Here is a 12,643-nt window from a genome sequence, read left to right as displayed (position 1 = left end):
AATAAGTTGCTCATTCCATTATCCTGGATTAGCAAAGTGCGATCAAGGCTTGTCTAGACGGCGGACTTGTGCAACATTCGAGTAGCAGACAAAAGCAAAAAGACGCTGCAACACCAAACTGACGCACGAGGTTGAGCTTTGCTGAGCGAAGAGCGGCGTAGGGCAATCCTGAATATGATTCAGCACGAGGGCCGGGTGCTGGTCAAAGAGCTGGCAGAAAAGCTGAAAACTTCTCCTATCACCATTCGCAAGGACCTGGAAGAGCTGCACACCGAAGGACTTTTGCATCGTACGCACGGTGGAGCGCTGTTGCGGCGCACGGGCGCATGGTTTGATCCTGCCCGCGGTGAAAAAGAGAAACGCCACTCCAAGGAAAAGCTGCGCATCGCCAGTGCCGCCGCTCAGATGGTGCAGGCGGGGCAATCAGTGGTTTTGGATGCCGGCCCGACCTCGACTGAAATTGCCCGGGCTTTACACACCGTGCGCGACTTGACGATCATTACCAATGCCGTCAATATTGCTGCCGAACTGGCGGGCAGCCCCGCGGATGTGATATTGACCGGCGGCACGCTGCGAAGAAATTCTTTTTCATTGGTGGGCCCTTTGGCGGAAGAGTCGCTCAGAAAGTTAAGCGCCGATCTGTTTTTTCTGGCTGTGGATGGGTTCGATCCTGAATTCGGAGTTACCACTCCCGATTTGCTGGAAGCCAAAGTGAACCGCGTCATGATGGAGATCGCGCGGGAAACAATCGTGGTGTGTGATTCCAGCAAGTTTGGAGAGCGCACTTTGTCCCTGATTGCGCCTACCTCAGCTATTCGCCGCGTCATTACAGACAACCAGATCGGCAAGACCGACCTGCAAGCCTTAAGAGAGGCCGGGATTACGGTAAAGCTGGTCTAGCATTCAGACAAAAGCAAAATCTTTAACCACAAAGGACACAAAGGAAACTGCAAGGGCACGAAGGATTGGTATTCATTGTCAGGTTTAAATAATAGTGAACCTAAAACTGATATTTGAAGTATTTTCTTTGTGTTCCTTGCGGTTTTTCCTTTGTGTCCTTTGTGGTAAAGATTTTCGTTTCACCCAGTATTGTGCAGCCCGGCTGCAATTCCGTTGATGGTAGCGGCCAAAGCGTAATTTAGCTCTGTGCTGTTGTTGCCCGCGCGTTTGCGGCGCAGCAATTCCACTTGGATCAGGCTCATGGGATCGACATACGGGTTGCGCAAGCGAATGGAGCGGGCCAGCACCGGATTATCCTGCAGCAGCTCTGATTGCCCGGTGACGCGCAGCACCATTTGCAGACTGCGGTCGAATTCTTTCGAGATCATCTCAAAGACCCGCTGGCGAAGCTGCTCATCAGGCACCAACTCAGCGTAGAGCCGGGCGATGCTCAAATCCGCTTTGGCCATGGTAATTTCCACGTTGCGTATGAGCACCGAAAAAAGCGGAAACTTTTGCAGCATCTCCTGCAGCAGTTTTTCCCGGCTTGCGTCTGCGCTCACAAAATTCTCCAGAGCGTGACCGATACCAAACCACGCCGGCAGGCCGTGGCGGCTTTGCATCCATCCGAAGACCCATGGGATAGCGCGCAGGTCATCGAGTGACCGGCTTTGGCTGCGCCGTGGGGGACGCGATCCGATCCGGGCAAATTCCAGCTCATTCACCGGGGTGGCCTGCTCGAAATAGGGCATGATGTCAGCGTTCTCGGCGATATTTTTTCGATAGAACGTATACGCCTGCTCCGACATGGCTTCCATCGCCCAATCCCAGCCGTTCTCCGTATTGGGCTGGGTATCGTGAGAAGAAACTACGGCTTCAAGCGAGGCTGCGATCATCAGCTCAAGGTTCCATTCCGAGAGCACCGGGTCAGAATACTTCCAGTTCATGACCTCGCCCTGTTCGGTAATTCGTATCTCACCGCTGAATGCGCCCCGGGGTTGCGCCACGATGGCCGCGTGAGTAGGCCCGCCTCCGCGTCCTACGGTGCCGCCGCGCCCGTGGAACAGGCGCAGCTTCACGCCGCATTCAGCCGCAACCTGGTGCAGCTCGCGGTGGGTTTTATGGAGCTCCCATGTACTGGTGAGCATGCCGCCATCTTTGTTGGAATCGGAGTAGCCCAGCATGATTTCCTGGCGATGTCCCCAGGATTCCAGCAACGGCGCATATTCTGCCGAGTTCCAAAGCCTGCGGCACACCTGAGGACAATTTCGCAGGTCCTCGATGGATTCGAACAACGGCACCGGCATTACTCCCGGATTTTTTCCGCCGGCCGATGCCCCAACATGAAGCCCGGAGAGTCCCGCCAGCCGAATGAGGTTCCATATATCTTCCTCACTACGGGCCCCGCTGATGACATAGGCTTCAATCGCCTTTGGGGAATGGTGCTTAAGTTCAGCTACCGTGCGCAAAGTTTCCAGAGCGTTTTGTGTAGGCGGAGAAATTTCTACATCGGGAGTCGTTTTCGCCTGTCCGGGCAACATTCCCGATAGCTCTTCAACCGCTTTGCTATGCACGCGCGCATGCTGGCGAATATCAAGCTTCTGCAGATGGAAGCCAAAGATGGAAACCTGCCTCAACAGCGGATCGAGCACCAATTCATTCAGGCGTTCGCCGGAATGCGCCTGCAGGCTCTCGCGCATGAGCCGCAAATCCAGCGCAAATTCTTCCGGCCCGGAGTAAGCGTTCGCGGGGCAAGGCTCCTCGCGGCTGCAGCGCAGACGCTGCACAATATAGGCCAGCATCTGCCGGTAGGCTTCATTCCCGGAAAATCGAGAGAGATTCGAATGGATCTCCGGAAGCTGCTGCGCATAGACTTCCAGCCTTTCCAGCAGCTCGCGCGATGCCGGCACCTGGCGCGTGGAAGGGCTCAAGTGCTCGAACAGTTGTTCACACTTGCGAATATAGTGATCCAAAATGAGATTTCTGGACATCTGTAAACTGCTGCGCGTGCTGTCGGGCGTAACGTACGGATTTCCGTCGCGGTCGCCGCCGATCCACGATCCAAAGGAAACCACATCGGGAAGTTCGCTGGCCTTGAGCTCGCTGTCGTATGCATCACGAAAAGCTTCAGCTATCTCTTCGTAAAGACCGGGAATGGTATCGAGAATGGAGATCAGATAGTAATCGAGCCCCATTTTGATCTCATCGGCGACGGTCTGTTGCCGCAAGCGGACTTCATCCGTCTGCCAAAGCAGGGAAATCTCAGCGGTGATGATGTGCTCGTGTTTACTGGCTTCAGCGTCGCTCAAGGGAAGCCGGTCCAATAGCGCCAATTGCTGCGCAATGCGACGACGGGTAGAGAGCACGGTCCGCCGCGCCACCTCCGTCGGATGCGCCGTGAATACCGGAATAACGCGCACCTGCCGGAGATACTCCAAAGCCTGGCCTTCGCTGATATCGTCATTACGGATTCGGCGCAGGGTCCCGCTGAAGGAGCCTGGTAAGGGAGGTCTTTCCGGATCGGCCTGGGCCGCCTGCCGACGGCGTCCGCGATGGTTCGTCTCTGCCAGGTTCGTAAGTTCAAAATAAATCGAAAATGCCTTGGTGGTGTAATAAGCATCGGCCAGGCTCATCTTTTCGATAAGCTGCCGCGCCTGATGAATCAGAGGAGGTCCAGCCGCAGAATTCTTTTGCTGGCGATGTTTGATGAGCAACTCGCGAAGCTGTTCCACTGCCTGGAACTGTTGCTCTCCGCGTTGCTCCTTGATCACTCTGCCCAAAATTATGCCGAGTGATCGCACATCGCGGCGAAGCGGCGCTTCTTTGATTTCACCGCTTCGCGCGGTCAACTCTGCAAGACGTGCAGTCTGACTTTCGCATTTCCACAAGGGTTGTGTTCTTGTCATAGTAGATAGAGGAATACTGATTCAGGCCACGCTGACTGCAAAAACTCATCATCCTTTAAAGAAATATTATTAATGTTGGGGCAGATCAGACATCTCAACAGAATCTTCTCCCTAGAATGTTAGCACGACGGCCGTGAAGTTGAAGTTAGTGGAGAGTTATGCGTTCATCGCGGACACATGATTCGGGGAAACACCCTGCAACTTTCCTGAAATGAAAAAGCTGGAGCAAAACTGTTATTTCTGTCAAGCCTGCAACACCGAGTGCCGCGGCAATCTCTCCGTTTGCCGAGAGTAGCGCGGGACGCGCAAAAAGACTGCGAGACCACATTAAGAAGCTAAAATAGTAACAGTCTGGAAGTTATCTTTTTCCTTCCATATTGGGGGTCTGGTATGGCAGATAAGTTCTTGCGTTCCAGGAAAGAACAGGCCAAAAGGGCACAGCGCCTGCGCCAGCAGATTGAACAGCTCAAACAAGGCCGGCCCGCGGATGAAACCGCAGGCCGGGCAGGTTCGTTACGAGAGCAAATTGAAGCACACGCGGCCGAGCAGAAAAAACCGGCCGAGGGTGATCAATAAAGAGAACAGGTATCCCCCGTTGACTGGCAGTTGCTCGCAATGAATAACCCCTGGGCCCCCTGGATTGCCAGTGTAGTGGCGCCCTTGAAGGGGATGGTTAGCTTCTGTGCGTGCGCGTCATATTTGTAGTCTGTGCCTTCATGCAGCGTGACGCCGTTGCGCACCACGCCTTTGACGCTGTTGCAATACACCTCCAGGTCGCCATTGACTCCTAAATCGGCAAAGCTGATTTCGATGCCTTTGTTTTTAGGAGCGACAGAGATTGTCTTCGCGGCGTCTCCCGTAAAGTAATCGAACTGGCTGGCAGATGTATTTGAGGGGAAGACCTCGATACGCAGCTTCGGACTCCAGTTTGCATCCCAACTGTTGTTCGCTTTCAAGATATCGCCTCGGGGAATGATTGCGCCTTCACGCACGAAAACGGGAATCGTCCCCAGAGGGGCTTTCGCTGTGATCGCTGAGGCTCCTTTGTAGAGCGTGGTCTTATCGTTGTAGTCCATCCAGATTCCGTCAGGAAGGTAGACATTGCGGCTGGTGGCCCCTTCCGTTGTGACTGGAGCTACCAGCAGATCCGCTCCATACAGGTACTCATCCCAGGTGTCGTACAGTTTCGTATCGGAGGGATAAGCAAAGATGAGCGACCGCATGATGGGCATGCCTGTCTGCGTGGCCTGATACATATAAGACCGCGTGTATGGGATGAGATCGTGATGCGCGGTAGTGTATTTCCTGGTGATGTCTACCAGCTCCGGATCGTAGTCATACCAGATGGTTCGCTTCGGGCCGATCATCACCTCCATCATTGAGCTGTAGGCGCTGAATTCCAACCAGCGAGCAAACAGCTCTTTGGTGGGAGCAGGACGGTTAATATAACCGCCGGTATCGGAACCCCACATTGGGAAATTGATGGCGCCGCTACGCTGTCCCGTCTTGACCGAAACCGCCAACCCCGGAAAAGTGGCGCGCGTATCGCCGTTCCAAACCGCAGTGTACTTTCGGGCGGTATCATTGACGTTTCGTGTGAATATGAAGTAGTCCTTTCCGTATGCGTCTGCCAGTCCTTCAGCCGCCAACTTTGGATAAAGAATAGCGTTCAGGTTTTCAAACGAGTGCGGCAGCTCCTCTTCTTCACCCCGATCAATCTTGTAACCCTTAATGCCCAGACGAACATACGCATTCAGCTTGTCCTTCAACCATTGGTTGACCTCTGGACGGCGCTCATCGCCGGCCGGTCCTACCTTTTCTTCGATTCCCGGGAAGAGATAGCCTTTTTCCGTTCCCTCTTTATAAAGCTGGTTCCAACTCCGGTTTGCGATCCATATCAGCAGAAACATGCCGCGGTCTTTCAGGTCGCTGATCATCTTGGGAGGATCGGGGAACGACGGGTCGAAATCCATATTGCCCCAGCCCATCTGGCCGGTTCCGAAGGGACGGTCGAGCCAGATCGCGCTGGCGGGGATGTGCAGACTGCGCAAATGATCGGCATCATCCATGACCAGCTCTTGTGCGTTCTTGGAGTTACCCAAGTCTTCGTGGTTGTCATCTCTCCACCAGATGGTTCCAAAGGCCCAGGTCGGAGGCATGAATGCACCACCCGCCAGCTCCACGTAGCGATTGAGCATGTCCGAGTAGGAAGGCCCATAGATGACATCGTAGGTCAGTTGCGGCTCCAGGAAAGAAAACCCGGTCTTGCCATCTTTGGCAATTGTGTAATGTCCCTGGGCGGTAGACTCAACGTACAGCGCATATTTCTTTGATGTCATGTAAAAAGGCGCTCGCGCGCTGTCGTAGTTGACGTCAGGCCCATGGCGGAAGCCGAGAAAGTCCTGGTCGGTACCGCGGTTATCAATGCTGCCGGCAAAAGGGTATTCCCAAATACCGTAATAGTGTTCGTTCTGGTCGTTGAACTCTTCGTAAGTCTCACCGGAAGTATTGTCGTCGTATGCCAGCTTGACTTGAACCACTTCAGGCTTGGAAAAGGTGAACGTCAGATGCGCTTTTTTGTCGGTTCCTGCCAACACCAGCGCAGCCTGCAGACTTTTCGGCTGTTTTGTGACGTCGGTTGCCTGGGTCACAACGTGATGGTCTGCGGTGAAGGCCGTGCTGCTGTGTGAAAGCAGTACCTCCCCGGTAGATTTTTCGAGAATACGAAAAGAATAAGGACTGGTATTCAATTCAATTCGCAACGCAGAGGAGTCCAGCGTTTCTGCCGCAGCCCAGCTCTTGGGACCCGACAATACAAAAAAAGAAGATGCAATCAGTATGGCTACGTATAAATATCCGGACCTATTATTCATCCCTCAGAATCCTTTCGATGCCATTAGATATTAGTTAATCCAGCAAGGGGGTGCTGGTGCTGTTTTTAGCATGAATCAGAATATTACGAGATCGAGTACACAGGCAAAAACTAGACCGGTTTTACATCTGTAAAACCGGTCTAGAGGTTTCGGTTGAGGCACCATAGGTGCTTAGTGTCAAAAGAGTCAAGCCCGAAAATCTAAAAGTTTTGTTTAGTTAGGCTTAACGATTGGTAAGCTAGACATCGCAACAAACCGTCTCAAGGTATAGTTTCGCGGGGCAGGCTTTTTAACGGGCTTTGGGTCACTGCTGTGTCGGCGCCGGTTCTTGCAGCCAGCCGGTGGAGATTTTGCCGGCATATGAGATGATGATTGGGAGAAGGAAATGGATATTCGCCAACTCGAGCTTTTCCTCGCAGTGATGGATTCTTCAAGTGTGACCCGGGCGGCTGAAAAGGTCCACCTGTCACCCGGTGCTATCAGTCTTCAACTCCATAACCTGGCTTCTGAACTTCGCACGGAACTGTTTGTGCGGTCAGGCAAGCGGCTGCTGCCCACGCCGGCTGCATTCCGCCTGACCGAACATGCCCGGGCCGTGATCAAGCAAATGGTCCAGTTGCAGCACGATTTCGAGAACGATCCCTCAACCGATACGCGCCCCTTCAACTTTGCCACCGGGGTTACGACCTTAATTTATCGTCTTGGCCGGCCACTTCGGTTGTTGCGGAAACAGTATCCAAAGACCGAAATTCGGGTTTCTGTCGGAGTGACTGAAGAAATTGTTCATGGTTTGCTCGACCGTCGCTTTGATCTCGGACTTATCTCTCTCCCATTTCCGGAAGAGAACATCAGGATAACCCCGCTTTTTGAAGAAGAATTGCTTTTCATACGTCCATCTACCACGCGTGTTCGCGGGGGGCACATCACGACCATCCGTCCCTCTGAGCTGGCCACCGTTCCGTTTCTGCTTTATCCCAAGCGGAGTAATATGAGATCGGTCATTGACCGCTTTTTCGATGAAATCGGTTTGACGCCGCACGTCGTGATGGAGGCTGACGATACCGAAGCCATCAAGCGCTTGGTCGAATCCGGTTTCGGGTGTTCCATACTTCCGGAACACGCGCTGCGTGGTCAAAGCAGGTTTTTCCATATCCAGCGCGTCGGGGGATACCGCCTGATGAGAAAACAGGCGCTTGCCATGGCGAAGACCGATTATCCACGTAAGCTGACGCAATCCATTGCGAGTTTCCTTCAGACTACACTGACTGAGAAATGAGCCACATGAAGGACCAACGCGTATGCAGTTGAATTTTTCCCATATTTGCCGCCTTGCCAGAACGAGCTGCGGCGCGATAGCTTTTACCCGGAGGAATACCTGATATGAGAAAGTTTCTTTTTGAAATTGTCGTGGTTTCCCTTGCTATCTTCGGCCTGGGAGCCATAGGCTGTTCGCAAACCACAGACCCCAAGGCGCCTGCCCCGGCTGCGACTCCGGCCCCATCTGCGACCGAGGAAGTGAGATATTTCCCCAGCGCCGATGTCAAAGCAGCATTCGACAAGGGGGGCACACTTGTTCCCGGAGACGGCCGCAACTACAAGGTCATCGGTGGCAAGCACGATACGCCCGGTAAAGCGGAACTTCATACCAGGGACACCGACGTTTTTTATATTGTCGACGGGACTGCAACCTTTATCACTGGCGGCAAAATTATTGACCCGAAAGTAACGGCGCCGGAAGAGGTCCGTGGGTCTGCTATTGACGGCGGCGAAGCGCACCTGCTCACCAAGGGAGACGTGATCGTAATACCTCCCGGTACGCCGCACTGGTTCAAAAGCGTTCAGGTGCCCCCGACATTCTTCTATTTTGTCGTGAAGATACGGCAAGCAGAGGACCATCCTTATCCTGCTGCTGCACCCCAGCAGTAGAAGCAATCGCGTAGCTTGATCGAAGATGCCGTGCCTGGAGTGCCGGAGGATTGCGGCCGTTTAGTTATCCTAAAGTAACGTTTTAGAATTTCGTGCTTGACTAGCTAGTGGGGAAAGCCTATTGTCCCTCAGGAAATTGGGATGCTGTCCGCAATCTCCTCGTGCAATTCCGTGGACAGTAAGGCAGTTTCAGGATGCCGTTCTTGTTCTCCCGAGAACAAGAATGTGAACCCTTTTAGCCCAATGTTGGCTTCTCGATCGGCCATGCCCTCCAGCAAAATGGCCGATCGAGATTTTTCGAAGACGATCAAACTGCGGCCTTGATTCTCAGGGATTACCCTTTTTTCCAAACGGGCGTATTCGAACAAAAAGAACAACCCCTACCGGATGCGAGCCGTAAATCGGCTTCAACGTATCTGGCACGCCATAGAAGGTGACTCGGCCTCCAATTGCAGTTGCAAGATGCGGAACCAGATCAATATCCCGGTCGTAACCAAGGGTTGATGCCTGTACGCGTCCGATAATGCTTTCCTCGAAACTCGCTGGTTCAAAGCTGTTCTTCAACAGCAATTCACTGGTGCGGTCCACATTCTCAAAACGCGCCCACACGTAATTCCTCGTACTGAATTGCAAAGTGGATTCGGCGAGATAGCCGTTCCAAACCAGGCCTGTCGGACGGCTTCGATTGCGTCCCCACAACAGCAGCGTTGCCCAGTTCCCATTTTTAATGGGGTGGTTGTAGGTTACCGACGCGGTCATGCGGTCAACATCTTCTTTAGGATGCAGGGCCTCAGGACTGGCCAGATGGGCAAACGAATATTGGCCGCTCCAATTCTGCCCGGGATTGACTGTCAGCCGGGTGGACCAGGAATTAATTTTGCCTGAGTCCAGTTTCCAGCGGTTTTCATCAGGCTCTCTGCCGTGGAAGCCGGAGACTTCCAGGCGCACGGCGCTATGGGTAATACCCAAAGTAAGAACATCATCGGCGATGTGTGTGGAATCCTGGAGGTGATGCCCAAGCGCAGCTAGTGGATTTTCAGACGCGGACGCGCGATGCGGATAGGCTGTCGGCCCCATCGCTGGATCACCCACAGGAGCAGCATAAAAAGAAAGCAGGCTCTTCTCTCCCAATCGTAGGTCATACAGCGCAGCAACTTCCATGAGGAAATTGTGGGGATGCTGTCCATCTACAATGGGTTTGCTGAAGGCGGTTTCCCCTTGCTGAAACAATTCCGGATAGTACCGCTTTGTGACCGTTGCCGGCTCAAAGCTCAACATGGCCCGCAGAGTGAGCGTACTCTTCCCGAATTTTCGCTGGGCCATGGGCATGACCCAGTTGGTGGAGAAGAATTTGTCGCCCCCGCGCTCGCCGCTTTGCTGTTGCTCACTGAGAAAAGCCACGCCGTGCAACATGAGCATCCAATTGCCTTTCATACTCATAAGCATCGATGTTGGCGTTGAATTGGGCTGGGCATCGCTCCCGGAAGACGAATGACTTTCAATTTCTTCGATGAACGTGGTGGGTGTTTCACCCATATTCATTTCCATGGTTTTGCCATGCTTCATGTGTTCCATGTCCATATCGGGCATTGCAGGATGCTGTTGCGATGGGGTCTGGGTTTGCATGTCGCCATGCGTCTCCTGCGCACGCAGCGTTGCGTAAAAGGCCAATAAAAGCAGGCCGAGCGAAAACTTTCTCGAAATAAAATGCATGAGTCCCTTGAAAAACTCGATCGCCGAAAGCGAAAACATCAGATCGTTTACACGCACACGTAGAGTGCGAGCGATTCAGCAGAGTTTTTCGGGGTCAAATTCTTAGGACGGTAAAGCTTGAGGCAGGCCTCGTCAGTAGAGGCAAAGGTATAGATTCCGAAAATTGTGCGGAGTCGGTCGCAGCTTCGTCGGTCTTTTCCAGGGAAGCAGCAAGCACGGGGTTCGGAGTTGAAACGAAGCTTTTGCCCGCCTTTGACACAGAAATGCAGGTAGTTGCGCAGCCGGTGCCTACGTCCAGGTGACAGGATGATGTGGTGTTTGCGCAGTGCACATCTGCGTGCTCATGCATCGCATGGTTGGCATGCATGTGGCCCGCCGGATGATGGTGCTCATGGGATGCAGCGGTTTTGGCATGGCTCATGTCTGTCTGCATGATTTGGCAGCGCATGTCGCAAATTGCCGCAAAAGCAAACGCCTGTGAAAGCGACAGGATCACAATCAGCGAAATCGTCTTGCGGACCATCTCAACTATGCTATCTCGCGTCTGTCGAAATACGCAAATCAGGGCGTGCAGGATGTATGAAAATAAATCCTTTCCTCATCACATCCTCCCCTGGTTTGCTGGACTGCATCACTGGTTTAAACGAATGCGGTCTTACCGTCTGGCGACAATAAGACCGCATCCTTTTTGGGCTATTGGTCCGCACACCAATGGCCTCAAAGTCTCAAAGCCTTCCTGCACATCAACCACAGGATGAGTCAAAGCCCAGGATTTCGGAAGTAGCCGAACGGTTACAAGATGTTAAGAAATGGCGAAACTCTTTTGTTTCTTTAATATAAGCAGGGATGTTAAGTCACCGTAGGAGACGGTACCCTCAATGGTTAATTGAGTAAAAAGGGGGTAGGCATCTAAAAGCCGACCCCCTTAAATCCCTGGAGAAGGATTTGATAATCCCCAACTAGTGCACGTTCGTCAACGTAATCAGTGGAGGATGTTTTTAGGAAAACTCAACGTGGCCCGCATTTGTGGTTTTTGACTATTTCTGCGTTGAGAATTTGTACACCGTGCGCGAATTGTAGGCTTGGCCCGGTCTCAGAATTGTTGTGGGAAAATTCGGGTGATTGGGTGAATCCGGAAAATGCTGCGTCTCAAGGCAAAAGCCGTAGCGTTGCTGATAAACGTAGCCCTGTTTTCTCTTGATGGTCCCGTCTAGAAAATTAGCAGAATAGAGGTGAACTCCGGGTTCAGTGGTGTAGGCTTCGAGCGCTCGTCCACTGGTTGGTTCATAAACCCGCGCCGCAAATTTAAAATCGTCGCTTTTTCCATTGATCACGAAGTTGTGGTCGTAACCGCGTGCCAACACCAGTTGCTCGTAATTCTCGTGGATCCGCGCGCCAATCGTCGTGGGCTTGCTGAAATCCATAGGTGTTCCTTGAACAGAACAAAGTTCACCTGTAGGAACCATGGTCTTATTAATCGGGGTGAAGCGGTCGGCGTTAAGCGTGAGTTCGTGTTCCAGCACGTCTCGTTTTCCGTCTCCGGCGAGGTTGAAATAGGTGTGCTGCGTAAAATTCAGGGGAGTAGCTTTGTCCGTCGTGGCCTCATAGTCGAAGATAAGTTCATTCCGGTCTGTGAGCGTGTAAGTGACCTTTGCGCTCAAGTTGCCGGGATATCCTTCTTCTCCGTCTTTGCTTAAATATAAGAAGATAACGCCCGCTTCATGTAGGTCTTGAAATGGCTCAGCCTGCCAAAGAGCTTTGCTGAACCCCTTGATGCCGCCATGCGAGGCATTCGGTCCGTTGTTGATGGCCAGGGAGTACTCAATCCCGTCGAGAGTGAATTTGCCATTGGCAATACGGTTGGCATAACGTCCAATGATTGCGCCGAACCAGGGACCGTTGATGAAATATTCTTCCAGGCTATCGAAGCCGAGAACAACGTTATCGGGCTTTCCATTTTTGTCGGGCACCAGCAGGGAAGTGATGACGCCGCCATAATTGCTCGCACGCACCTCCACGCCCTGTGAATTCGTTATTGTGTAGAGATCAACCGGCAGTCCGTCAAGGGTGGTTCCAAAAGCTTGCTTCTCGATCACCTGGGATATTCCTTGTGAAAATCGTGTCTGCGCAAAGACCTAATATAGTAAAGATAAGCAGCGCCGTGATCAATTCCGAGATGATTTTCGCACTGCGAAAAATGACGTGCGACTCCTATCTCTACTAGTCGACGAGAGGGTATGCCTTTATTATGTACGGATGCCAACCACCCCGCATGATATCTTTTCT

General features: G+C 52.7%; 9 protein-coding genes. 4 read left to right on the top strand and 5 right to left on the bottom strand.

Annotation, left to right across the window (positions count from 1 at the left end):
• Positions 1-138: 138 nt before the first annotated feature.
• Positions 139-900: a DeoR/GlpR family DNA-binding transcription regulator gene (locus tag VK738_00905; protein HTD21190.1), complete on the top strand. Its 762-nt coding sequence runs from the start codon at positions 139-141 to the stop codon at positions 898-900.
• Between the two features lie 179 nt (positions 901-1,079).
• On the opposite strand, the gene VK738_00900 is transcribed toward VK738_00905, so the two are convergent.
• The gene (locus VK738_00900) at positions 1,080-3,827 is read right to left on the bottom strand and encodes a phosphoenolpyruvate carboxylase (protein ID HTD21189.1); all 2,748 of its coding nucleotides are present in this window, start codon (positions 3,825-3,827) and stop codon (positions 1,080-1,082) included.
• 408 nt (positions 3,828-4,235) lie between these two features.
• Here VK738_00900 and VK738_00895 point away from each other — a divergent pair, with 408 nt between their 5' ends.
• Positions 4,236-4,421 carry a hypothetical protein gene (locus tag VK738_00895; protein ID HTD21188.1) on the top strand — a complete coding sequence of 62 codons (186 nt, stop codon included), beginning with the start codon at positions 4,236-4,238 and terminating at the stop codon, positions 4,419-4,421.
• Here the strand turns inward: VK738_00895 and VK738_00890 are convergent.
• On the bottom strand, positions 4,415-6,718 hold the full coding sequence (locus VK738_00890; protein ID HTD21187.1) for a TIM-barrel domain-containing protein: 2,304 nt from the start codon (positions 6,716-6,718) through the stop codon (positions 4,415-4,417). The two genes, VK738_00895 and VK738_00890, sit on opposite strands and share 7 nt — an antisense overlap.
• Positions 6,719-7,103: 385 nt before the next feature.
• Here VK738_00890 and VK738_00885 point away from each other — a divergent pair, with 385 nt between their 5' ends.
• Positions 7,104-7,994, top strand: a complete 891-nt coding sequence (locus tag VK738_00885; protein HTD21186.1) for a LysR family transcriptional regulator — start codon at positions 7,104-7,106, stop codon at positions 7,992-7,994.
• A 104-nt stretch (positions 7,995-8,098) separates the two neighbouring features.
• Positions 8,099-8,644, top strand: a complete 546-nt coding sequence (locus tag VK738_00880) for a cupin domain-containing protein (GenBank protein ID HTD21185.1) — start codon at positions 8,099-8,101, stop codon at positions 8,642-8,644.
• Between the two features lie 327 nt (positions 8,645-8,971).
• Here the strand turns inward: VK738_00880 and VK738_00875 are convergent, their stop codons facing one another.
• The 3 genes from VK738_00875 to VK738_00865 all read right to left on the bottom strand — a co-directional run bounded on the left by VK738_00875 (position 8,972) and on the right by VK738_00865 (position 12,453).
• Positions 8,972-10,357 carry a hypothetical protein gene (locus VK738_00875; GenBank protein HTD21184.1) on the bottom strand — a complete coding sequence of 462 codons (1,386 nt, stop codon included), beginning with the start codon at positions 10,355-10,357 and terminating at the stop codon, positions 8,972-8,974.
• Positions 10,358-10,451: 94 nt separating this feature from the next.
• Entirely contained in the window at positions 10,452-10,880 is a 429-nt protein-coding gene (locus VK738_00870) for a hypothetical protein (GenBank protein HTD21183.1), read from the bottom strand.
• A 514-nt stretch (positions 10,881-11,394) separates the two neighbouring features.
• Positions 11,395-12,453 (bottom strand): aldose epimerase family protein, encoded by a 1,059-nt coding sequence (locus VK738_00865; protein ID HTD21182.1) that lies wholly within the window; start codon positions 12,451-12,453, stop codon positions 11,395-11,397.
• Positions 12,454-12,643 lie beyond the last annotated feature (190 nt).

The sequence above is a fragment of the Terriglobales bacterium genome (genome assembly GCA_035487355.1).
In the GTDB taxonomy this organism is placed as follows: domain Bacteria; phylum Acidobacteriota; class Terriglobia; order Terriglobales; family Acidobacteriaceae; genus QIAW01.
This window is presented reverse-complemented; position numbering and strand designations above follow the sequence as displayed.